Source organism: Massilia sp. BGA-UO-ETr-WB1, assembly GCF_059567845.1.
In genome coordinates, this window is sequence record NZ_JCAQOT010000027.1 from 1440068 (window position 1) to 1464253 (window position 24186).

17 protein-coding genes and 2 pseudogenes are annotated in these 24186 nt (G+C 59.8%); 8 read left to right on the plus strand and 11 right to left on the minus strand.

Annotated elements, in window-relative coordinates; all coding sequences use genetic code 11:
• Positions 1 to 109 precede the first annotated feature (109 nt).
• Together AC56DV_RS33040 and AC56DV_RS33045 are read left to right on the plus strand one after the other, a co-directional pair.
• Positions 110 to 4171: a cellulase family glycosylhydrolase gene (locus tag AC56DV_RS33040; protein ID WP_496318433.1), complete on the plus strand. Its 4062-nt coding sequence runs from the start codon at positions 110 to 112 to the stop codon at positions 4169 to 4171.
• A gap of 81 nt (positions 4172 to 4252) precedes the next feature.
• Positions 4253 to 4849 (plus strand): hypothetical protein, encoded by a 597-nt coding sequence (locus AC56DV_RS33045; RefSeq protein ID WP_496318434.1) that lies wholly within the window; start codon positions 4253 to 4255, stop codon positions 4847 to 4849.
• Between the two features lie 210 nt (positions 4850 to 5059).
• On the opposite strand, the gene AC56DV_RS33050 is transcribed toward AC56DV_RS33045, so the two are convergent.
• The 6 genes from AC56DV_RS33050 to AC56DV_RS33075 all read right to left on the minus strand — a co-directional run bounded on the left by AC56DV_RS33050 (position 5060) and on the right by AC56DV_RS33075 (position 13555).
• Positions 5060 to 6289: a glycoside hydrolase family 27 protein gene (locus tag AC56DV_RS33050; RefSeq protein WP_496318435.1), complete on the minus strand. Its 1230-nt coding sequence runs from the start codon at positions 6287 to 6289 to the stop codon at positions 5060 to 5062.
• A gap of 223 nt (positions 6290 to 6512) precedes the next feature.
• Positions 6513 to 7349: a PA14 domain-containing protein gene (locus AC56DV_RS33055; protein WP_496318518.1), complete on the minus strand. Its 837-nt coding sequence runs from the start codon at positions 7347 to 7349 to the stop codon at positions 6513 to 6515.
• Between the two features lie 227 nt (positions 7350 to 7576).
• Positions 7577 to 9445: a cellulase family glycosylhydrolase gene (locus AC56DV_RS33060; protein WP_496318436.1), complete on the minus strand. Its 1869-nt coding sequence runs from the start codon at positions 9443 to 9445 to the stop codon at positions 7577 to 7579.
• Between the two features lie 516 nt (positions 9446 to 9961).
• A complete protein-coding gene (locus tag AC56DV_RS33065; RefSeq protein WP_496318437.1) occupies positions 9962 to 10096 on the minus strand; it encodes a hypothetical protein in 135 nt (44 codons plus the stop codon).
• A gap of 617 nt (positions 10097 to 10713) precedes the next feature.
• Positions 10714 to 11823: a helix-turn-helix domain-containing protein gene (locus AC56DV_RS33070; RefSeq protein ID WP_496318438.1), complete on the minus strand. Its 1110-nt coding sequence runs from the start codon at positions 11821 to 11823 to the stop codon at positions 10714 to 10716.
• Positions 11824 to 12109: 286 nt separating this feature from the next.
• Entirely contained in the window at positions 12110 to 13555 is a 1446-nt protein-coding gene (locus AC56DV_RS33075; protein ID WP_496318439.1) for a nucleoside hydrolase-like domain-containing protein, read from the minus strand.
• A gap of 183 nt (positions 13556 to 13738) precedes the next feature.
• Between AC56DV_RS33075 and AC56DV_RS33080 the strand changes: the two are divergent.
• From AC56DV_RS33080 to AC56DV_RS33100, 5 genes and pseudogenes are all read left to right on the plus strand, one after another.
• Positions 13739 to 14282, plus strand: a pseudogene (locus tag AC56DV_RS33080) (transposase); the annotation flags it as partial.
• Positions 14283 to 14634: 352 nt separating this feature from the next.
• A complete protein-coding gene (locus AC56DV_RS33085) occupies positions 14635 to 17046 on the plus strand; it encodes a TonB-dependent receptor plug domain-containing protein (protein ID WP_496318440.1) in 2412 nt (803 codons plus the stop codon).
• Positions 17043 to 18356, plus strand: a complete 1314-nt coding sequence (locus AC56DV_RS33090) for an aminotransferase class V-fold PLP-dependent enzyme (RefSeq protein WP_496318441.1) — start codon at positions 17043 to 17045, stop codon at positions 18354 to 18356. Before AC56DV_RS33085 ends, AC56DV_RS33090 begins: the two co-directional genes overlap by 4 nt.
• Before the next feature lie 713 nt (positions 18357 to 19069).
• Positions 19070 to 19261, plus strand: coding sequence for a hypothetical protein (locus AC56DV_RS33095; RefSeq protein ID WP_496318442.1), 192 nt, complete (start codon positions 19070 to 19072; stop codon positions 19259 to 19261).
• Positions 19262 to 19509: 248 nt separating this feature from the next.
• Positions 19510 to 19887: pseudogene (locus AC56DV_RS33100) on the plus strand (response regulator); the annotation flags it as partial.
• Between the two features lie 76 nt (positions 19888 to 19963).
• Here the strand turns inward: AC56DV_RS33100 and AC56DV_RS33105 are convergent.
• From AC56DV_RS33105 to AC56DV_RS33115, 3 genes are read right to left on the minus strand one after another with little or no spacing between them, the layout of a single operon-like run.
• Positions 19964 to 20140 (minus strand): integrase core domain-containing protein, encoded by a 177-nt coding sequence (locus AC56DV_RS33105; protein WP_496318519.1) that lies wholly within the window; start codon positions 20138 to 20140, stop codon positions 19964 to 19966.
• 48 nt (positions 20141 to 20188) lie between these two features.
• Entirely contained in the window at positions 20189 to 20785 is a 597-nt protein-coding gene (locus AC56DV_RS33110) for a DDE-type integrase/transposase/recombinase (RefSeq protein ID WP_496318443.1), read from the minus strand.
• Positions 20782 to 21096 carry a DUF1153 domain-containing protein gene (locus AC56DV_RS33115; protein ID WP_496318444.1) on the minus strand — a complete coding sequence of 105 codons (315 nt, stop codon included), beginning with the start codon at positions 21094 to 21096 and terminating at the stop codon, positions 20782 to 20784. Before AC56DV_RS33115 ends, AC56DV_RS33110 begins: the two co-directional genes overlap by 4 nt.
• A gap of 201 nt (positions 21097 to 21297) precedes the next feature.
• Between AC56DV_RS33115 and AC56DV_RS33120 the strand changes: the two genes are divergently transcribed.
• Positions 21298 to 22431 (plus strand): GGDEF domain-containing protein, encoded by a 1134-nt coding sequence (locus AC56DV_RS33120; protein WP_496318445.1) that lies wholly within the window; start codon positions 21298 to 21300, stop codon positions 22429 to 22431.
• A 414-nt stretch (positions 22432 to 22845) separates the two neighbouring features.
• On the opposite strand, the gene AC56DV_RS33125 is transcribed toward AC56DV_RS33120, so the two are convergent.
• Both AC56DV_RS33125 and AC56DV_RS33130 read right to left on the minus strand, forming a co-directional pair.
• Positions 22846 to 23754, minus strand: coding sequence for a diguanylate cyclase domain-containing protein (locus AC56DV_RS33125; protein ID WP_496318446.1), 909 nt, complete (start codon positions 23752 to 23754; stop codon positions 22846 to 22848).
• Complete coding sequence (locus tag AC56DV_RS33130; protein ID WP_496318447.1) at positions 23751 to 24185, minus strand: response regulator transcription factor; 435 nt, start codon at positions 24183 to 24185, stop codon at positions 23751 to 23753. The genes AC56DV_RS33125 and AC56DV_RS33130 overlap by 4 nt, the downstream gene beginning before the upstream one ends.
• Position 24186 lies beyond the last annotated feature (1 nt).

Below are 24186 nucleotides of genomic sequence, written 5' to 3' on the forward strand. Positions count from 1 at the left end.
CCATAGGCTAGCCAGTGCCCGCGATAACGATTTCAAACGGGCCCAGCCGACGGTGGCGGCAGGAAAGGGAGCAAAATTATAAAGGGAGATGGCAATGGGTGTGAGAAGAATGATGATGGCCGGCCTGGCTGCAGGCATGCTGATGCCGCTCAGTGCTGCGGCTGAGAATTACAAATGGGATAACGTTGCGATGGGCGGCGGCGGCTTCGTCTCGGGCATCGTGACCAGCAAGACCGAGCGCGGTGTGGCGTACGCGCGCACCGATGTGGGCGGCGCCTACCGCTACGACAGCCATGCCGGCCGCTGGGTGGCGCTGAATGACTGGATCTCCGAGAACAATAAAGGCATGTTTGGCGTGGAATCGCTGGCGGTCGACCCGCGCAACGCGGCGAATGTCTACATGTTGGTCGGCACCGAATACTTTAACGGCGGCCAGACCGCCATCTTGCGCTCGACCGACTACGGCAAGACCTTTACCACCACTGACGTGACGGCGCAATTCAAGACCCACGCCAACGGCATGGGCCGCGGTACCGGCGAGCGGCTGCAAGTGGACCCGGGTTCGGGCAATGTGCTGTTCGTGGGCACGCGCCACAATGGTCTGTTCAAGAGTATCGATTCGGGCGCGACCTGGAGCCGCCTCAATGGGCTCAACGTCAACGGCACGCCCAATGGCGTTGGCATCAGTTTCGTGCTGCTCGATCCTGCCAGTGTCACGCAAGGCACGGCCAAGCGCATCTATGTCGGCGTCTCACGCTACGGCTCGGTGGGACCGAGCCTGTACCTCAGCAAGGATGGCGGCGCGACCTTCGCCCCCGTGGCCGGCGCGCCGGCAGGCCTGATACCGCAGCGCGCGGCGCTCACGTCCAAGGGCCGCCTGTACCTGACCTACGGCAACGGCGCGGCACCGCACGACGGATCGGCAAGCGAGCCTCTGGACAAGGGCGCGATCTGGGAATACAACACCGTCGGCGGCACCTGGACCAATGTGACGCCGGCCGGCATCACCCGGGCGTTTAGCGGCATCAGCGTCGACCCGGCCAATCCCAAGCGCCTGGTCGCCACGACCGTCAACACCTGGTGGTGGCAGAGGAGGGAACCGGACACCGGCGGCGGCGACCGCATCTTCACTTCGGCCGACGCCGGCCGGACCTGGACCGACCTGATGGAGCGCGGCATGACGACCGACCCGGACGGCATCAACTGGATCGCCCCGCACGGGATTCACTGGTCCTCCTTGGTCGAGTTCGACCCCTTCGATCCGAAGAGCGCGTGGGTGGTGTCGGGCAACGGCCTATTCAAGACGAGCGACATCGACGCGCCCAAGAGCAGTTGGAAGTTCGACGTGCGCGGGATCGAAGAGACCGCCGTATTCTCTGTCGAGATCCTCCCGAACGGGAAGCTGATATCGGTCGTCGGCGACAGTGACGGCTTCATCCACGATGCGCCGGACCAGTACGGCGTGCAACACTTCCCGAGGATGGGAACCACCACCGGCCTGGCGGTTGCCGCCCAGGCAGCGGATGTGATGGCACGGGTGGGAGACAAGCTCTACACCTCGACCAATATGGGGGCGAGCTGGGTGCAGGCGCCGTCCATCATGGCGGCGAAGGGCAACCTGGCCCTGTCGGCCGACGGCTCCGTGCTGCTGCACAGCCCGGAAAACAAGAACGTCACCTACCGCTCGACCAATGCCGGCGGCAGCTGGACGGCCGTCACCGGCCTCGCCGTGAACAACGCGCGCCCGGTGGCCGACCCGGTCAACCCGGCCAAGTTCTACGTCTACGACCGCGACACCGGCAAGCTGCTGGCGAGCACCGATGGCGGCATTTCGTTCAGCCCCGCAGCCCAGCTGGCCGCCGGCGGCTCGACTATCTTGCGCGCCACCCCTGGCGTCGAGGGCGACCTGTGGGCATGCCTGCATTCGGGCGGCCTGTCCCACTCGACCGATTCGGGCGCCACCTTCACCAAGGTGGGTACGATCGGCTCCTGCGAGACCTTGGGCTTGGGCAAGGCGGCGCCGGGCGCCAGCCATCCGACCCTGTACATGTGGGGCGCAGTGAGCGCCGGGCGCGGCCTGCTGCGCTCGATCGACCAGGGCGCCAGCTGGGAGCGCATCAACGACGATGCCCATCAATATGGCGGCCCGGTGATGGGCTGGATCAACGGCGATATGAACACTTACGGCACGGTCTACATGAGCACCGCCGGCCGCGGCGTTGCCTACGGCAAGATCGACCCGGCCGGCGACGTCGTGGTGGCACCGGAGGTGTATGTACCGCCGCCTAGAACGGCCCAGTGCAAGTACGTCTTGAGCGAATTCATCTGGTGGGGCGGCGGCGCAGCCGACGTGCAAATCACCAACAAGGGAAGCTCGGTCATCAACGGCTGGACGGTGAACTGGACCTACGACGACGATACCCAGGTGAATGCCATCTTTGGCGGGAAGATCACGGGCAGCAAGCCGACCTACTCGGCGACGCCCGACGGGAACAGCGAGATCCAACCTGGCCAGACCGTGTCGTTCCGCGTCCTCTTCGGCCAGTTTGCGGAGAAACCGGGCCCGATTCCGCTCGTGTTCGGCGACATCTGCGACACGCCGCCTAAACCGGTTCCGCCTCCTCTTTATCCTAGCTATAACACCAGTCCAGTTGCTCCGAATGCGAGCGGCATGAGCAATGACGCTGCTCAGTTGGCTGCCAAGATGAAGCTGGGAACCAACATTGGAAATACCATGGAAGCTTATGGTTGCATACCAGCGTCAGAGACTTGCTGGGGCAATCCGGAGGTTTCTGCCGCTTATATCAAATTGGTAAAGGACAGCGGTTTCGACGCGATCCGGATCCCCGTATCCTGGGATCAGTATGCCGATCAGGCCACTGGAAAAATTAGCGAGGCCTGGCTCGACCGCGTGAAACAAGTGGTGCAGATGGCGGTGGATAACGGGCTCTACGCGATCGTTAACATCCATTGGGACGGTGGTTGGCTGGAGAGGAATGTTAACTTCGCAAGTAAAGTCCCTGTCAACGCCAAACAGAAAGCCTACTGGGAGCAAATTGCCACGAAGCTGCGTGACTTTGACGAGCATGTCTTGTTTGCCAGCGCCAACGAGCCCGATGCTATCTTCCCAGACCAGGTAAGTGTGCTTGACAGCTATCACCAGACATTTGTCAATGCAGTTCGTTCGACGGGTGGTAGAAACGCCTATCGCGTGCTGGTGGTCCAAGGCCTGAGAACCGACATCGATATGACCTTCAGAGATTGGAATCACATGCCGACCGACACGGTAGCGGGTCGCCAAATGGCCGAGATTCATTATTACCCAAGAGCTTTTTCGAACCACGGAGAAGACAATGAATGGTCACAGATGCATTGTTACTGGGGTGACGGCTACAAGTCGCTTACCGATACTTACCGCAACTCGCCGGGGAAGCTTCCGCTCATGGAAGAGGCTTATACCGATGCGCAATTCGCCAAAATGAAAACCCAATTTGTGGACAAAGGAGTTCCCGTTGTGTTGGGGGAGTTCGCTGCCATGAAGCGTAACGAGACGGTTTGCGCTGACATGGACCTGCATCTCGCATCCCGGGAACATTTCTTTGAAGTTGTCACCAAGTCGGCGCTTGCGCATGGAGTCTTGCCAATCTTATGGGAGGTGGGGGTTGCTGAAGGCCTGGTGTTTGACCGTAGAACGCCGGCCGTGGCTGATCCACAAGTAGTTGATGCAATGTTGGTAGGCGCTGGAAAACTTGTTGGATTGAGTAATCGCCCACATAGCTGGACCGTGAGTAATGAGGCGACGGACATCGATTCAACAGCGTATATGCAACTTTCTCTCAACCAGGCGGGAGCGGCTGCTACTTATAATTTCGCCACTCCAGTTAATTGGAGTGGCGGAACCTTAAAAGTGGTCCTTAATTTTGATCAAGCGTTTATTTCAGACCGCAATGGTGCGATGGATGGCTTGTTGCAGTTCTTTACATACTCCGACGGTTGGACTGCTTCCGAGTGGAATTGCTGGACTGGCAATAAGGTGTTGGTTGCAGGTCAAGATACAGAATTCACGTGCTCTGCTTTTGGCATCCAGAATGCGGTAGGGCTAGGTATCCAATTCTTTGCAAAAACAGGTTCCGTTACCATTAAACGGGCCAATATTAAATTGGCTCACTAAAAAAATTTCTGCCTTAAAGCCGGCTTTGTGAAAGAAGTCGGCTTTAAGCGCACTGACCATCCAAGAATCGATGGAACCATCATGAAAAAGACACTTTTCGCACTGATCGCGGGCGCCACCCTGGCGCTGGCAGGCGCCGCCCACGCCGGCGTCATCAAGTTCGACGAATTGGCCACCGGCGGCGAGTTCGCCAGCTTGAGCGACCTCAATCCCTACGCTGGCCTGAGGTGGAGTTCGGACTGGTACGCGGGCGACAACAGCATCGACGGCTACGCCAACGGCGCCCATTCCGGCAGTAATTTCGCCGTCAACGGCTTCGGCAGCGACGCCATGAGCGTGAGCAGCGCGACCGGCTTCAACTTCGCCGGCGCCTGGTTCGCCACGCCGGCAGGCGGCAGCGACAAAGCCGGCTGGATCAACATCAGCGCCTACGATGCCCTCAGCCAGCTTATCGGCAGCACCGGCAACATCGCCATCGGCGACAGTTACCAGTGGGTGGCGGCAAGCTTCAGTAATGTGGCGATGCTGACCATCACGCGCGACAGCGGCTGGTATGTGATGGACGACTTCACCGCCACCGCCGCCTCCGGCACCGTGCCTGTGCCAGCCACGCCGCTGGTGCTGGGGATCGGCCTGCTTACCCTGGTCCTGGCCCGGCGCATGGCGCAACGCGGCTAGAAGTTGGCGCGGGCACCTCAGCGCCCAAGCATGTGACGCAGGAACGCTTCGTGGGCGAGCAATCGGCCGCCGGTCTGCTGTCAAAGGAAGGTGTGCTCGTATTGTCCGTCGAGGCGGCAAGCTACGGCGACAAAACGGGGCTGCAGCCGCGCGCTTGGCAAGGGCATCGTCAGGTAATGACTCCTTGCGCGCCGCGCGGCTGGGCGCGCCCTATGGTTTCGCAGGGCCGGTCAGGCGCAGCATCAGCACGCTGTGCGGCGCCAGCCGCGCTTCCAGTTTGGCGCTGGTGTCGCCCGTCTTCTTGCTCCACAGGTCGGACCAGCGGTAGACGGTCTGCTTGAAATTGACCGACCGCTTGCTCAGGTCATCGGTCAGGAGGTGCGCCTTCCAGTCGTGGTGCACGTCGACAGCCTGGTTGGAGCGGTTCAGGAACATCAGCGCCCATTGGTCACCTTCGAGTGGCTTGGCATAGATCTCCAGCGGACCGTCGGCCAGGATACGCAGCGCCTGCACACCCAGCTTGTCCTGGTTCACCGCGATCACGCCGGGGTTGGTCAGGATGCGGCGGGTAGACTCGGTCATGGAACGCAGGTCGTTGCCCAGGATGAGGGGCGAGGCCATCATGGCCCAGATCGACAGATGGGCGCGGTCCTGATCCTCGCTCATGCCGTTGCCCACTTCAAGCATGTCCATGTCGTTCCAGTGGCCTGGCCCTGCGAACTTGCGCAGGCCAGCCTGCTTGTCGAGGATGCGCAGCACGCCCAGACCAACCGAGAAACCGGGGCTGTATTCGCAGTCGAAGCAGTTATAGATATCGGGCGTGGTGCGCCACATGTGGCCCACTTTGGCACCCCATTCCCACGGCTTGGCGATGCCCCATTCGCATATGCTGAACAGCATCGGACGGCCCGACTTGGCGATCGCATCGCGCATCGTGGTGTAGGCCGCTTCGGCGTTCAGGCCCGGGGTGTCGCACCAGTCGTACTTGACGTAATCGATGCCCCATTTTGCATAGGTCCGCGCATCCTGATACTCGTAGCCGCGGCTGCCGGGACGGCCGCCGCAGGTGGTCGCGCCGGCATCCGAGTAGATGCCCAGCTTGAGTCCCTTGCCATGCACATAGTCTGCCAGCGCCTTTATGCCGGATGGGAAGCGCGTGGGGTCGGGCTGGATGTCGCCGTTGGCGTCGCGCTGGCCGTGCCAGCAATCGTCAATGTTCACGTACTGGTAGCCGGCGTCCTTCAAGCCCGTCTTGACCATGGCATCGGCGGTCGCGCGGATCAGGCGTTCGTCGATATCGCAGGCGAATTTGTTCCAGCTGTTCCAGCCCATTGGCGGGGTGCTGGCCAGGCCTTCAGCCTTTTGAGCCCAGCTATTGCCGCAGGCGGCGGCACCCAGCAAGGCGCCTAACACGAGCTGCGCCGTGCGTTTGGTGTTCATCTCGAATCCCTTCATCATGTGCCCGATTGCGCCGCTGCCAGCGCGGCGCCACTGGTGCCGGAGATCCGCGGCGGCCGCCATTGTTGCCGTGCTCGGCATCAGGGTTTATGTGTTACGTGCTTTGTTTTCATTTCTTAATGTCTCCAAAAAAGAGGGGGGTATCGTACAAATCCATGGCGCAAAAACCATGCTGTTCGAATCGTTGAGTCTGGTGGACGGGTGCTCATTCCCTGGACAGGATCGGCGCCAGCATGCCGGCCGGCGGCCGCCCTATCAGGCTGCGCGGCAGGTAGCTGTAATCGGCCGCGCCGGGCCTTTTCCACGCCAGCATCAAGGCGAGATCCGGGCCTGGACCCTGGAAGTAGCGCACGCGGAAATTGCGCAAACCCTTCTCCAGCTTAATGCTGGTCGCCACGGGTGTTGGGGCGTGAATGCCATCGTTGTCGATCACGTTTTCATCGTCGATGCTGAGAACGGCGCCATCGTCGGCCAACAGCATCACTTCCCATGTGGCGGTCTCCGCAATATTGACGGTGAAGCGAATATCCAAACCGAACCACTCGACCGCCGAGCCCAGGCCGGGAAAGCCTTCGCGGAAGGGGCGCGGCGCGATATCGAGTTGGGCCAGGCAAACGCGCTTGATCGGCTTGCGCCGGCGCATTTCGAACACCGATTGGTTGCCGGCAGTGAGGCGATATACGTCGGCGATCATATTCCGGTCCGAGGCATCGGCGCATTCTTCGAACAGCTTCGGGGGCGTGCTGGCCGGCGCCTTGGCCACGGGCGGCGGCGGGGGAGTGGGAAGGGACGGGGGCGCGGCGACTGGCTGCGCCGGGGCCGGGACGGCATCGACTACGGGCGGCGCGGCCACTGGGCTTTCGGCTAGTTTGACGGGAGGCAGATCCGGCATGGGAGGTATCTCTACCGTGGGAGGCGCGACTTTGCTTGGCTCGGGCTTAGCGTCGGGAATCTTTGTTTCCGGCACTTTCGACTCGAAGAGCACGACATCGACAGTGCGCGACTCCGGTTTAGGCGAGGGCAGCCGCGAGTTCCACAGCATCACGGACGTTCCCAGTGCCAGATGGATCAGAATCACAAGGCCTATGGCGTAGCGCTTATACTGGCGCGGCCGGCGCGGCTCCCGTTCAGGTTCGGGAGGCGGTAAACTGGTTTCCGGTGGTATTGGGCACATACGTTTCAACAGACAATATGAATCAATCACGCCGCGATAGGCGTCTTCGTTAGGGCCGAAGGCGCCGTGATCGGCAGTGCTAATGGGTGGAAGTATTATTGAGCCAATTTAATAGTTGCTCTTTTAATGGTAACGGAACCTGCTGCGCCAGGGAACTGAATACCTACCCCCACCGCATTCGGAATGCTAAAGGCAGAACACGTGAATTCCGTATCTTGGCCTGCAACCAGCACTTTATTGTCAGTCCAGCACTTGAACTCGGCAGCAGCCCAATTGGCGGAGTAAGTATAGAACTGGAACAAGGCATCCATCCCTCCATTTCGATTCGAAACAAACGTCTGATCGAAATTAAGGACCACTTTCAGGCTCGCGCCGGTCCAATTAACCGGATTGGCAAAGGTGTAACCGGCAGCCGCCCCGGCCTGGTTGAGAGTAAATTGCGTATACGAAGCCGATCCGCCACTCGTAGCGCCACTGCTCAAGGCCCATTTATTTGGGCGAGTATCCAATACGATGGCTTTGCCAGCGCCTGCCAAAAGCGCATCAAGTGTTTGCTGATCCCCCACATCCGGAGTACTACGGTCAAACAACAGACCCGGGTCTACGCCGACTTCCCACATGAACGGCAACATGCCATTTTCAAGCGCCTTGCGGGTCACGTATTGATGGTAATACGCACGCGAAGCGCGATGCAGGGCAAGGTCATCCCCAGTGAGTTGGGGACGCAGCATTGCGGCATACTCCCCCAATACAACTGGAATTCCCTGGTTCACAAATTTGGTTTTCATTTTGGCGAATTGCTCATCGACATGGGCCTCTTCTTCTCGCGTCGAATTGCGATAGGTGTCGGTCGTCGAGTGGTAACCATTGCCCCAGTAATAGAACATTTGTGACCACGGTTCATCCTTGTCCTGGAGCGTAAAACTGAACGGGTAAAAATGGACTTCAGCCATTTGGCGACCAGCTACCGTGTCGGAGGGCATGACATCCCAATGTTCGTCCGCCAGATTGATGTCGGTTCTTGGCGCCTGGATCACCAGCACCCGATAAGCGTTCTTGCCGCCTGTGGAACGAACCGCATCCACAAAGGTCTGGTGGTAGCTGTCAAGAACGGCGATTTCCTCAGCAGTTTCAGCAGCGGGCTCGTTAGCGCTGGCAAACAAGACACGCTCGTCGAAGTCACGCAGCTTCGTGGCGATTTGCTCCCAGTAGGCTTTCTGTTTCGCGTTGACCGCGGCCTTCTTTTCTTCGGTAAAATTCCTCTCCAGCCAACCGCCGTCCCAATGGATGTTGACGATCACGTAGAGCCCGTTATCCACTGCATACTGCACCACTTGCTTGACGCGGTTGAGCCAGGCGTCGCTGATCTTTCCGGTTGCCTGGTCGGCATACTGATCCCAGGATACGGGGATGCGAATCGCATCAAAACCGCTGTCCTTTACCAGCTTGACATAAGCGGAAGAGACCATCGGCTGGCCCCAGCAAGTTTCCGCCGCCGGGCTGCAACCCCAAGCTTCCATGGTGTTTCCAATGTTTGTTCCCAGCTTTATTTTGGCGGCCAACTGTGCCGCGTTATTGCTCATGCCGGTCGCATCCGGGGCAATTGGATTTGTGTTGTAGCTGGGATAGGCCGTGATCATAAAAGATTGCGTGGTTTGTGCGCCGCAATTATTGGTATAGATAGTTGTTGCAGTACAGCTGGCACTTGGGGTTATGAATTGTTCACGCGCAGAACCTGATGTCCCACATCCGCTCCATGACCAAGACCCGCCGGATATCGGTTGCGGTCCGAATGCGATCTGATCTCCTGCATTAATCGTAGCAGCTGCCGTGATCTTCCAGGCGCCCGCCGAATAGATATAGGGCGTTATCGCAGTTGGCGTGCAAGTCTGCGCCTGCACACTCGTAGCGGTTCCTAAAAGAGTCATTAGAAAGGATTTAATGATCAAGCATTTCTTATTCATTTCTATTATCTCCTGGTTATTAATATAGTGGTCATGCGCAGAACGCATGCCCGAGAGACAGCCGCTCTGAAAGTTTGCTTGCTCTCGCGGAGGGAGAGCAGATCTACTTGTCCAGCAAACCTGCCGAGTCTATCCCAAATATTGAGGAGAAAATACACGGTGAAATGCGTCGCCATCCGCCATTACAGCCTCGGGTGAAAATTCTGCACAGCCAGTATCGGTGCGCGTGCAGATTTTGCTATTGATCGCTTAAAACTCCGCTGTTCGATCCAGCCAATATCTGCACGTCGCCGCCGCCGTCCCCGCCCGGGAATGGGAAGGAAACCGATTGCGCCATCCCGGTTTCTCCGCCGCTATCACCACCAGCACCACCACTGCCTCCGCAGGCAGCCAGCAGCGTGCAGCATGCCAGTCCGACAGCCGTAAGCTGGAATCTCATTTGTTGTCCCCTCATGTCTATGCCTCCTCCACGTTGCTTTTATTGGAATCTATTTGCCACCGGCGACGCCGGAAACTTTATGTCTGCATTGAGACGTTTTTGCTGGTGACGGCGCCTGGCTTGGCTGGATTGATATTGATGGTCGAGGCTGCGAATACCGGCGCGGTCGCCAGCATTGCAAGCGCCGGGACGCTGCTCTGCACTTCACTCATGTCTTCTCCATTTTATTTTTGGACGTGCTGTTCATTGACAGTTTGGCTTTCGCTTGCAGGACGGCGAGCAAGCCCACAGCCCAGCAAACCGGCCCGAGTCTATCCCAAATAATTCGGCAAAAATACATGCTGAAATGCGCCGCCGTATGCTCTGACGGCCTCGTGCGAAAATTCTGCACGGCCGGTATCGGTACTCGTGCAGATTTTGCTATTGCCCGCTTTAAAGGCCCGCCGTTCGAACCGGTCGCCACTGGAGGCCGGCGGCCGCGGCGCCGTCGCCGCAAGTCGAATGCAAGGAAGTGCAGTATCAATGCGATTATCTGCAAGCTTCAATATCTTCACCATTCGCGCTATTTCGGCGCCCACCATCCGCAGCCGTCTGCAGCAGTTGAGCGCCGGCGAAGCACCAGGTTCAATGGGGGGCTATGGGATTTATAGGCCTGCGAACAGTGCGGATACGTTGTATCGCAAAGGCAGTCGACGATTGCTTTGAGTTGCGCCGCAACGTCGGCCTCGACGTCGTACTCGAGGTACTGCGCGAAGCCTGGCGGGCGCGGATGGGCGCGCATGGATGAACTGTGGCGGTATCGCCTAGCGCTGCCAGCGAGACATAGACTTTATGGCGCCGGCTCCCGCGCCTCCTTTTTGCATATTTCCCGGAATGCCTTGGGAGTGCATTCGTATTCCTCCTTGAAGAGCTTATTGAAATACGAGGAATTTTTATACCCGACCGAATAGGCGATTTCCGCGATACTGGCGCTGGTGTTCTCCACCAATAGGCGCGATGCTTCGGTCAATCTGAGCTTGTTCAGGTAACCGATAAAGGTATACCCCATTTCCGCCTTCAATATGTCGTTGACCTTATTGCGGTTGACGCCGGTTTCCGACACCACGGTTTCCAGATCCAGTTCTGAATCCGCATAGCGCGTCGCCAGCAATCTCAAAATGGCGGATTTTTCCCTTTCCCGGTGCGGCTCCAGCGCCAGCTGCTGGTACGCCACCAGCGGCAGATCTTTCTGCATCCGCGCTTGCAGGTCATTGGCGAAGGCCAGCGCGTACTGCTTGACGAACCAGAGCCCAAAACCAACCCAGGCCGGTATCAGGAACCCGGCGAGAAAATACAGGTAGCCGTATTTCCGCTCGTGCATTTCAATTCTCGCGATTTCAATACGCGACGGGGTGCCGACGCGGCTGGCAGTGCTGGTGCCCACTTCGATCTGCGCGACCTTGGCAAGCGAGTAGCCCAGATCCGATGGGTTGAGTTTGTTCATCTCGACCCACCACTCCGGAATGGCTAAATGCGCCAGATCGAGTTCGACGCGCGCCCCGTCCTGATTGCAGTTGATGTATGCCGTTGGCGAGCGGTAGGTCATCAGCTCATTCGGTTTGGACAGCTTGTCATCGAAGGTGGCCAGGCCGACCCTGATGGTACTGGCGGGGAAGCAGCGTGCCTCGAAACTGATCTTGCCGAACCGGGACCAGTCGAACAGCGCCGGTTTGCCGTTGCGGTCTGTGAAAAACAGGCCGGTTGATACATAGGAATGGGGATTGCTGCCTGAGAGGACGAATTCCATAATCAGGCGCGCCGCATCGACTCTCGCGTTCAGGTTGGTCGTCGCGTCGTTGGTGCTGTGCGTGCGCAACTGCCAGGAAAAATCCTCTTGCTCAAACAAGGCGACGCGGTGATAGCTGCGGCTGACGCACAGATACCCGATCAGAATACTCATACCGAGAAGCAGGGCCAGCCGGAGTAGTGCCTTTGAATATAACGCGTGCATATGGATAAAAGTTAGATGGCCGGACAACGGCGAGCCCGCCGCACGCCGGTGCGGAGGCAGTCGTCAGGTTTTGCAATGTACAGCATGTCATGCCGCCTGTCACTGCGGCACTGCCGCATAACACAGAGCATGCCGCCATTGACTTCCGCGAGAACCTCGCAGCGGCACCATCATGTACTTCTGGACGCCCGGCCTTGCGGCAGCCATCACGTACTCGCTCAACGTTCCTGGTGGCTTAGGGAGTAGTCGGCACGAACGTGACGACAACGCGTCGGTAACGCGTCAGCGCCGGACTGCCCTTATCGATAACCTTTACAATGAAGTGGGCGGTCTCCGTCTTGCTTACCACCGGCGCCTGCCCCCAGACGGTATGGTGATTTTCCGCGTACCCCAGCTTGATCTGCTCCTTGTAGCTGCCGGCTTCGGGATACTGAAACCACAGGTAGCTCAGGCTATCCCCATCGGGGTCGGAGCTGCCGGCGGCGCTCATCATGAAGCCTTCGCCGGATTTGATGGTCAGCCGATCGCCATGGCCGAGCTTTACCACTGGCGGATGATTCGCTTCCTTGTATGGCTTGGTGCTCCAATCCATTCGCGCAGCGAAATCATTCTGGAAGTCTTTGCGCCAGCGCCAGATGGTGGTCCTGTATCCCGTCGAGACCTTGTCGTGGGCGCGCACGTTGCGGCCAAACTCGTTGTAGACCGCCGGCCTGTAACTGTCCACGGCGTTGGTCCAGATGGCGCGCGGCTCTTGCAATACAGGGACGTTGCCTGTGAAGCCGTCCGGATTGGTCGTCTCCAATGCTGGCGTGTACAACTCGTAGCGCCCACCCCAGCCGCCCCAGTCCGGATGCTCGGGTGCATTCAGGCCGTTTGGTATCAAGGACAGGAAGGATGGCGTATCGCCCTCCACGCCAAAAGAAACATCCGGATACATTGCGCCCAGCGGCCCATGCCCCTGTTGAATATGGGTGGCGATCCAGTTGTTGCTCACTTCCATGCTGTCGAAGCCCGGCTCGGTCGAGTGCATGCCAGTCCACGTACCGTTGCCATACCCGCCGGGGCTGACGATGTAAAACAGATCGGGAAACTTGGTACGCATCCAGATACCGGAATCGTCCTGATCGGAGATGGTGTAGACGCGCAACTTGTTCAGCAGGCGTGCGGCCTGCTCCGGCGTCCTGTCGTGGCCGATCCGATACAACGCTTGAGCAAGAGTATTGGCGCCGCCCCACACAGCAACCCACAGGGGGCGCGTGTCATTTTTCTCCAGGGCCTTGATGATGGCGTCCGATCCCGGCGAGTCCCTGCCATCGCCGACACCTTGCATGCCGTAGAGCTGCGAGCCAGAGCGCACCACCGCTTTTAGCGCCTCCGCCTTCGGAAAACCTGGTTCGTGCTTCGACAGATTGGGTTGTACCCGGCCGTAGGCGTCGATGATCGCATGCATGGATGCCGGTGCAATACGCGACTTCTGATGCGTAGAGGTCGTGGCGACGATGCCTTCGATATCGATCTGGTTCGCGTACAGAAGCAAGCGCACGAGCGACTGGCTGTCATCGGGATCGGCCTCGATATCGCTGAGGACAATCAGGCGTTGTTTTGGTTCGGCGAGGCTAACGGCAGGCGCACAGATCAGAAACGCCGCCAACATGGCAGTGATTGGAAGTAGTCGCATCATGTCTCTGGTGAATTAAGGGGCGAGCCCGCAAGCAAGGATTGTGATTCACAAGAAGCGGGAAAACAATTATGAAATTCGCCAATGGCACCAACGATTTACTCTCGCCACTCGAGTAGGTAATCCCCCCTGAAAAGAAGCGCGTTTAGAAGTAGAATTTTCTACTAAGCAATTGGAAGGTTCTACATGAAGAAGTCCCGTTTTACCGACAGCCAGATCATGGCCATCATCAAGCAAGCCGAGAGCGGCACGCCGGTGCCGCAGTTGTGCCGCGAGCACGGCATGAGCGTGCGTGTGGCTTGTCTGGCCTTCGGTATCAGCCAGACATGCTACCGTTACCGGCCCAAATTATCGGCAGAAAACGAGGAGATAGCGGACTGGCTCGTCAGGTTGACGCACAACCAGCGCAACTGGGGCTTCGGCTTGTGTTACCTGTATTTGCGCAACGTCAAAGGCTTCGCGTGGAACCACAAGCGCGTGTACCGTATCTATCGGGCCTTGGAGCTCAACTTACGCATCAGGCCGCGTCAGCGTCTGCCTGCGCGAGCGGCCGGTGCAGCTGGCAGTGCCGGCGCGGATCAATGACGTCTGGTCGATGGATTTCATGCTTGACCAACTGGCAGATGAGCGCAGCATCCGGTTGTTCAGCGTGATCGACGACTTCAACCGGGAGGCGCTAGCGATTGAAGTGGATTTTGCACTGCCGTCGGCGCGCGTGGTTCGAGCGCTGACAGCCACGTTGTCTTCCGGGATTTTCTCCATTCTTCCCTGCCAGCGGTATGCGTCCAGTTGAGCGCCTGCAAATCCTGTTTCGCCTGCGCACGGGACAGGTTCGCATCCATCCCCCTTCGCCGACCATGCCGGCACACGCCCCCTCCCTGCTTCAGTAGGGCATGGAACAAAACCGCTTCGTGTCATCTTGGGGAAACATAAATTGCATACAGTACCGTCGCTGATACGCACTGTGAACGATTGAAGATCGCTCGCATGGCAAAAATGTTTTCTCCATAGCAGATACAGGGACGCCTGCACTTGCACCGAATTCCGTGGCTGATGGCCCCACATTTGCAAAGAACTCACCGATGAATTTCCAACCACACCAAATCGCTGCCGCTGTGGCGCTACTCGCGCTGCAGGCTTTCCAACACACCCAGGCGCAAGCCGCCGACACCATCGCCCCGGCAGCCCCGGCGCCTGCTGCGCAGGAGCCGATCCAGCCAAACGCCGTGATCGTCACCGGCACCCGTGGCGCCAACCGCACCCAGTTCGATACCATGGTCCCGGTGGACGTCTTCACGCGCCAGGACATCTCCGCCGTTGCCGCCACCGACCTCAATGACGTGCTGGCCCAACTGGTGCCATCCTACGTGGTACAGCGCCTGCCAATGGCCGACGGCCAAGTATTCGTGCGCCCGGCCACCTTGCGCGGCCTGTCGCCGGACCAGACGCTGGTGCTGGTCAATGGCAAGCGCTTCCATCGCAGCGCCCTGCTGGGCACACGCGGCGCACAAGCGGCCGACCTGGCCCAAATCCCCACCAGCGCCATCAAGCGCATCGAGGTCCTGCGCGACGGCGCCTCGGCCCAGTATGGTTCCGACGCCATCGCCGGCGTCATCAACATCATTCTTGAAGACAGCATCGGCAGCGAGATCGCGGCGCGGCATGCACAGTATTCGGCAGGTGATGGCAAGGGCAACGAGCTCAGCGCGCGTAGCGGTTTCACCTTCGGCGACAACGGCCGCCTGGTGTTGTTCGCAGAACTGGCCCAGTCCGATCCCACCTCGCGCACCCGCCAGCGTCCCGACGCCATCGCCTTCCAGGCCGCCCATCCGGAATTGCCCGTGCCGAATCCCGTGCAGCGTTGGGGGCAGCCTGAGCTCGACAATCAACGCGTGGGCTACAACGGCACCTACGCGCTCAACGATGAGCTGGTGCTCTACAGCTATGGCCTGTTTGGACTGAGCGACGGCACCTCCGACTTCAACTGGCGCAATCCGGACACCACCACCGGCGCCTTTGGGGCCAGCAAAATATTTCCGGGCTGGAGCTTGCGCAGTATCTACCCGACCGGTTTCAGCCCGCAGTATCGCAACAAGCAAAACGACTTGCAATTGGCGGCTGGCGTGCGCGGCAGCATCAACGACCACTTCACCTGGGACGTCGGCAGCGCGTTCGGGCGCAATCGCATCGACTATTACCTGTCGAACTCGATCAACGCCTCGCTCGGCCCCGCCAGTCCGACCGCGTTCTACCTGGGGCAGTTGTCGCAGGAAGAGAAGAACCTCAGCGCCAACGTCAACTACGCATGGCGCCTCACCCGGTTGGACGCCCCCATCAACGTGGCCTTCGGCACCGAGTGGCGCAGCGAAACCTATGGCGTGAACGCCGGCGACCCGGCCTCGTACGCGGTGGGTCCGGGCGCGGCAACCGGCCTGGAGGCCAATTCGAATGGCGCGCCGGGCTTCAGCGCGCGCCAGGCAGGCCGCTGGAGCGAAAATGTGTACGCCGCTTACCTGGACGTCGAGGTTCCGCTAAGCCGCACCCTGAACGTGGGCGCCGCCGGTCGCTACGAGCATTTCTCGGAATTTGGCAGTACCAGCAATGGCAAGCTGTCGGCCCGTTACGCCGTCACGCCGGACTTCGCCGCGCGCGCCTCGTTCTCGACTGGCTTCCGCGCGCCGACCCCGGGCCAGCTCCACACCAGCAGCACCAACCAGGGCCTGGACACCAGGACCCTGCAGATTTTCACCAGTGGCCGTCTGGCCAACAACGATCCGCTGGCGCTGCTGCTGGGGGCCAAGCCGCTGAAGCCTGAAAAGTCGAAAAACCTGTCGCTCGGCGTCACATGGAAGAACGACCATGGCTTCTCCGGTTCGGTGGACGTATACTCCATCAAGGTGACGGACCGCTTCAGCACCTCGGCGTCGCTCGCCATTCCAGCCGGCGTTGCCAATCCGCTCGGCTACAGCTCGGTCACGTATTTCACCAATGACTTCGACACCAGCACACGCGGCATCGACATCGTCGGCAGTTATCTTCGTCGCCTCGGCGACGGCAAGCTGAACCTGACCGCCGCCTACAACTACAACAGCACTGAAGTCGATGGCGGCAGCTCCAGCATCGCCACCAACGCAACGCAGCGCACCATCTTCGAGCAGCGCCTGCCGCGTCAGAAGGCCACCTTCAGCAGTACCTACAATCTCGGCAAGTGGAGTGGACTGGCGCGCTTGCGCTATTACGGCGCCTGGACCGACAGCACCGGCAACGCCACCGGCGACGTGTTCCAGCGTTTCGGCGCCATGCACTTCTTCGATCTGGCCGGCACCTACCAGATCAGCAAGCAGCACTCCTTGCGCTTCGGTATGGACAACGTTTTCAATTCCTATCCGGACGAAGCCACGTTCCAGGCCAGCCGCGGCTTGATTTACTCGCGCAACGCGCCGTATGACACGGACGGGCGCAAACTCTTCATTGAGTACCGGGTGAAATTTTGAGCATTGACCAGCAACGCCGCCGCTGGTTGCGGGCCGCAGCCGCGTTGCCCTTGGCGCCGGCCGGCGCCCAGGCTGCGCCAGCTGCGCCAGCTGCGCCGGCGGCGGCGGCGCCGCTGGCGCCCGACTTGACGCCCGAGGCACTCGCCGGCGACGAAGGCTACTGGTCACAGGTGGCCGCGCTGTACGACATGAGCCACGAGGTCGTGTTGCTCGACAATGGATACTGGGGTTCCATGGCGTGGCCGGTGCTGGAAGCCTATGCCCGGCACACCGCCGAGGTCAACCGCGGCAATTCCTGGTACGGCCGAACCCGCTTTCCGGCCCAGTTCCGGGCGGCGCAGGAACGCGCCGCCGCCGCGCTCGGCGTGCGCGCCGATGAAATCGTCCTTACGCGCGGCGCCACCGAAGCGCTGATGACCTTGATCGGCGGCTACAACCGCCTGCGCGAAGGCGACGTGGTGCTGTACGCCGACATCGACTATGACTGCGGCATCGACGCCATGCGCGCTCTGCAGCGGCGGCGCGGCGTCGAGGTGGTCGCCATCGCCATGCCGGAGCCGGCCACCCACGACGCGCTGATGGAGCGCTATCGGCAAGCAATGGACGCCCATCCGCGCCTCAAGCTGATGCTGCTTACCCATGTCAACCATCGCAATGGCATGGTGCTGCCGGTGGCCGAGATCAGCCGCATGGCACGCCAGCGCGGCATCGACGTCATCGTCGACACGGCGCATGGTTTCGGCCAGTTGGACATGCGCATCCCGGACCTGGAAGCCGACTTCGCCGCCATCAACCTGCACAAATGGATCGGCGCGCCGGTCGGCGTGGGCGCGGTGTACATCAAGCGCGGCCGGGTTCACGACATCGACGCCGCGCTGGGCTCGGGCGACGGGGACGATATCCGCCTACGGGTGCATACCGGCACGATCAACTTCGCCGCATTCATGACCTTGCCGCCGGCCTTGGACTTGCACGACCAGATCGGAATCGCCAACAAGCAAGCCCGCCTGCGCCGGCTGCGCAACCTATGGGTGGAGCCGGCGCGCGAAATAGCAGGCGTCGAGGTGCTAGCCTCTCCGGATCCGCGTCTGAGCAGCGCCATTGCCTCGTTCCGCTTAACTGGCCGCACCTCGCTGGCCGACAACATCGCCATCGCAAAGCGGCTACTGGACGACGCTGGCGTGTTCACGGTCCACCGCGACGGACTCGCTTCGGGTGCCTGCGTGCGGGTCACCCCGTCCGTGTTCACGTCAGAAGCGCACATGGCTCGACTAGTAAGGGGGCTTCGCGACCTGGTCCGCCTCAGCTGACGCAAATATGTTGAATGACGCAACCTTCAGCCTCTGCTGCAGTATCCTTTGCCCGTCGCGCTCTGCGCCCTTCCCAGCACCGATTGCCGATCACTGCAGTCCGCGCTTAATCCTGTGCCGGATGCACACGCCGAAAAGGCCAACCTGCAGCAGCAGGAAAAATCCACGCCGACACCAGCACGGCCCGCCAAGCGGGCCGCCAGCCTCGCGCCCCACTGCGCGCAAGCCGGGGGTCGTGGTGGCCCAACCGCGCTGATGGTATCGGGACGGGGCGCGCGCACCGCCGGCGCAATACCCTCGCCGATACCAGCAATCGCGCGCGCTTGACCTTGCCGATCGTTGCCAGATTTCGCCACCCCAAAATAGAAAAAGCCCCTGAAAATCAGGGGCTTAGTCTCGGTTTAATGCCGCGTGCTGCGTGCTGCGGTCAGACGGGGAATTATTCCCACTCTATTATCTATGGCAATCCGAAGCCCTTGGATTCATTCAAAATTTCATTGCTGCGGTGTGGCAATGCCAGCAGGAATACCATGATTCTGGGGCCGCAAACAATCTTGCTTTGTTCACCGGCCGTCTCCTTTGCGCCACGTCATTAAAATTTCCTCGCACGCAGTGGGAGAACATGCAACAATTGTACTGCGTTGCCCAACACACTGCGGCGCCTTTCTTTGACTGACCGTCTCGGACCATGACGGCCGCTAAAAGGTGACGTCATGCAGACCTCCGCAATTCCATCAGAAATTGCCACACAAGCAATGGTGATCAACCGCTTTGGCGGCACCTTGCAGGCCTGGGCTTTCCTCGTCAGCCACGGTGTCGAGGAAAAGGATATCTTCGCCTTGCTTATCGCAGTTGAAGGTCCAGAGTATCGGAGTTCCAAAGTGGCAGCTGCTCCAACTACTTGAGCATGTCCCCATACGGCAAGCGTATGGCCCGCTGCGCGGAGCGCGAAAAACACAAACTTCATTACCTTGACGTCTTGCATGCAGGCCTACCGCGTCGCCATCAATAGTCCCTTGCGCCATGCATTTATACAATAGACACAAGATGCAGCCTATTGAAAGCAGAAGTTAGCGTTGAGCTATAACTGCGGTAGAGTAACATCAGACAGGTCAGCGCCACGCTTTTGCCTGCCGAGGCGTACAAGCAAATTATGCTCAATACTTCGCAGAAGGAAGCTTCCATTTCGTCACCACGCCCGGCGCTCGCCCCGGCATCGTCATTGGTGCTGCTCATCGACGATGATGGCCGCTCGCGTCACCTCATGGCGCCCCTGCTGTCGACCACGGGCGCCTCTACCAGTGACACTTGCTGTGGCTCCGACGCCCTGGACCAGCTACAGAACCTTGAACCATCTGCGATCTTACTGGACCTCACACTTCCCGATACGGATGGACTGGACTTGCTGCCGCATATGCGCAAGCTAGTACCGGAAACACCCATCATCGTCGTTACTGGACGCACCGAAGCCCGTACGGCCGTTAACGCCATGCGCCTGGGCGCCTTCGATTACCTGGACAAGCCGATCGAGCTGGAGGAATTCGAACTGTGCGTGCAGCGTGCGCTGCAACATAGCGAATGTAATGCCCCAGCAGAATCTGCTCAGGTTACGCGGCTAATGCAAAAGGAGCCGCTGGGGTTTGCATCCGAAGCGCCTGGTGTGGGCGCTTGTGGTTGTAAAACTGAATCCAGTCGCCGATCACACGGCTGGCGTGCTGCAAAGTCTCGAAACGGTGCCGATGCGTGCACTGCTCTTTCAAGGTACGGATGACACGCTCGACCATGCCGTTCTGCTGTGGACAGTGCGGCGTGATGAATTCCTGGCGCAAGCCTTAGCCACGCACCAGCGCCGTGAAGCTGCGGCTGGTGAAAACCAAGCCATTGTCGCTGCGCAGCAGGAATGGCGTCGGCACGCGGCCCAGCGTGCCAAAGCGGGCAATCAGGGCATGTTCCAGGGCACTTGATGCCGTACAGGCTTTGCCGCTACGCGACAGGTACCAGCCCAGCAGCTCACGGGTATGGCAGTCGATCACCAAGGCCAGGGTCGCCCAGCCATCCTTGCCAGCCCAGATCCGGCACATGTCTGTGGACCAGCGTTCATTGGGTGCCTGCGCCACCGATGGCAAGGCCTGGATGCGTGGCCGGAAGCCGATGGCTCGCTTACGCACCTGCCAGCCCTTGAGCTGGAAAATGCGCTGCACGGTGTTCTTGTTCATGCCCAGCAGGTGTGCCACCGTGCGGTAGCCGAAGGACGGCGACTCCTCGATCATGGCCTTGATCGGGGCGGCCAGTTCGGGCTTGACCTTTGGCGTCACTTTGGTCGGCTTGTAGTAGGCCGTGCGGCGCGGCACCTCCAGCCACTTGCACAGCTTACTCACTGGGACGACCAATCCATCTTCCTCCAGTCCCTGGCGGATCGTTTCGATCACTTCTCGTCCTCGCCCAACAGGGACTGCAGCTTTTTTCGTACGCGCAGCTCCAGCATGGCTTCGCCGTAGGCCTCTTGCAGTTCCTTGATCTGCCGCTCGTATTGCTCACGCACATCGAGCGGGTTGGCGCGCAGCGCGTTCTCCATGCCGCGCTTGCCGTCGTCGACCCATGCCTCGACCTCGGATGGCGCCAAGTCGCACGCACGACTCGCTTCCGCGACTGTCGTTTTGCCTTGGATGATTTCCAGCACAAGGGCGCTCTTGCGCTTGGCCGTCCAGCGTTTTACTTCTTCGTCCATCTTCGTACTCACTGATAATTTCCTCAATTATGACGTGAGCAGGAATTCAGTGGGTCGTTACAGAGGTTCATTGCGAATTGATATTTACAGGTTGCGACTTTGTTGCAATTTGATAGAATTGTCTTCGTAGACAGGGCAATCCGTCGTTGCATTTCTCGATCCCTCGTTGTTCACTAGGACAACACGCCCGCCCCAACAAACCGGATTAGCATCATGAATAGCATGACCGCTGCCAGACTTGACCCGCACCCGAAGGTCAGCTCATTATGGTATAGCGAGGCCATGGGCCAACTTGTTGAGGTCGTGCAGGAGTTGTCACTGGCTCGGGACCTGGCGACTGTCATGGACATTGTGCGCCGCTCCGCTCGAGAAGTCACGGGCGCTGACGGCGCCACGTTCGTACTCAAAGACGGCGAACAGTGCTATTACGCAGAAGAGAACGCGATCAGCCCGTTGTGGAAAGGCCGCCGATTTCCCATGCGCCAATGTATCAGCGGCTGGGTCATGCTGAACAGGAAAAGTACAGTCATTCCAGACATCTTCCAGGATCCGCGGATACCTATTGATGCGTACCGCGCTACTTTCGTCCGCAGCCTGGCGATGGTCCCGATCAGAACGCGCGATCCCATCGGTGCAATTGGCAACTATTGGACGGAAGCTAATCATCCAACAGCTGAACAGGTCGCAATTCTTCAAGCCTTGGCCGATACGACTGCGGTCGCCATGGAGAACGTCAGATTTTATGCTGAACTCGAGGCGAGGGTCCGGCAAAGAACCCTTGAACTGGAAAATGCCAACTCGGACTTGCGGCAGGAAATCGTCGAACGCCAAAGAGCAGAGGAGGAAATCCGTCGCTTGTCGGTTTCCGATGAACTCACTAGCCTTTACAACCGGCGGGGGTTCGTGACATTCGGTACCCGCGACTATCTCCAGGCCCGCCGTGCCAGGCACCATAGCCTTATGCTTTTTGCCGATATTGATGGCCTCAAGCATGCTAATGATACTCAAGGTCACGAGGCCGGTGACCGCATGATCGTCGCGGCCGCAAACGTATTCAGATCGAGTTTCCGTGAAACGGATGTTGTGGCGCGCTTAGGTGGCGACGAATTTGCGGCTTTTATCCATGGCTCGCACGAAAACCAGCATCAATTGCTTGCGCGGGTTAACGCCAACTTGGATCGAATCCGGCACGACATGGGCGTCCCCTTAGCAATGAGTATTGGCGTAGTCGAGTGCAAATGGGAGGCAGATGAGTCTTTCGAAAGCCTTATACGGTTGGCCGATATTGCCATGTATGAAGTGAAACGTGCAAGGCGTTTAGTACACCCTGAGGTGTATTGTCAATAGGGGACAAGTCCGTCTCCCGCCAGGGTCCAGGTTTTCTGCGAACGAGTCTGGCACTGTATAGCCAGGGTGCGAATTACGCCGTTGGCGATCTCCGAGGATCTCGATGTACCCCTGACTGACCATTTCACTGCATATGAATCGCCACGAGTCTGCTAGACACCCGCAAGCCATTCAAAATACCTCATGGTCAAGCCCTCCCGTTAAGGAATTATTGACCAAAAACTCGCGCCCGGAAGTGTCTAATTTCGCCAAGGCAGATCACACACGATTCGCAGCAATCATTTTACACCGATGCACTGCATGGTTGGCGCGCGCCCATTCGATGCTCCGAATAGGTCGATCCGGTAGATTGCTCACGGTGAAAGATTGCGCCGCCGCGTCCGGCGGCTGAGTGCACTTGCCAGCTGGATTATTTCACATCATTACGCGGTCGCGCCCCGCCTGCTTGGCCCGGTACAACGCCGCATCCGCCGCCGCGAGCAAGCCTTCCAGCGTATCGCCGATTTGCGGCACGCAGACCGCACCGCCGGCGCTGATGCTCACCACGGGGCCGGTCTGCTGGGCCGCATGCGGCAAGGCGAGCTGTTTGACCGCGTCACGCAGCAGTTCGCCAAAAGCTGCCACCTGCTCGAGCGTGTTGTTTGGCAGCAGCGCCACGAACTCCTCGCCGCCATAGCGGGCCACCAGCTCGCCGGGACGCCGCGCCACGCGCCTGAGCGCCTGCGCCACTTCGATCAGGCACGCATCACCGCCCTGGTGCCCGTAGTGGTCGTTATAGGCCTTGAAGGCATCGATATCGATCATCAACAACCCCAGCGGCATCCCCTGGCGCTGATGACGCGCGAACTCCCCCTCGGCCTTGGCGTCGAAATGGCGACGGTTGTACAAGCCGGTCAAGCCGTCGCTGCCGGCCAGGTCGGCCAGTGCGCGCCGCTGCCGCCAAAGACGCAGCTGGGTACGCACGCGGGCCAGCACCACGGGAGGATTCAACGGCTTGGTGACAAAGTCGGTCGCCCCCACTTCCAGCGCCAGCACTTCGCTTTCCATGCTGTGATTGGCCGTGACAAAGATAACCGCCGTCTCCGCCCCGGCCGGATCGGCCTTGAGCCGGCGGCACACTTCATAGCCGTCGATACCCGCCATGTGAACGTCGAGCAGCACCAGCGCAGGGCGCCGCTCGCGTACCAGGCGCAGGCCAGCCTCGCCGTTCAGGGCGAAAAGGATGTCCCCTTCCCCCTGCAGCATCGCACTCAACATCCTCACCATCTCGACCGTATCGTCGATAATCAGTATCAACTCGCGTCCGCTCACCAGCTCGCTCATAGCTCTGCGGCCCCGTTGGTCGCGCCATACTGCGGCAACGCGCGTCCCTGCTGCCGGCCGGCCCGCACCGCACCCAGCGTGTCCAGTACCGTGCCGCTGTTAAATGGCTTGACGATAAATCCCTTCGCCCCACGCGCCAGCGCCGCATGCACAGAACCCGGATCGTTGTTGGCGCTCACCATCAGCACCGAGATCCCGGGCTGGCGCGCGATCAGCGCCGCCAGCACGTCCAGGCCGTCGCGGTCGGGCATCTGGATATCCAGGCAGACGATGTCCGGCTGCAGCCGCAGAGCCCGTTCAATACCGGTCTGCGCCAGAGCGGCCTCGCCCACCACCTCGTAACCGTTCCCCTGGATGATCATGCGCAGCACGGTGCGCGTCAATTCGTTGTCGTCTATGATCAGCACACTGGCAGGCTTGGTCGTCGCCATG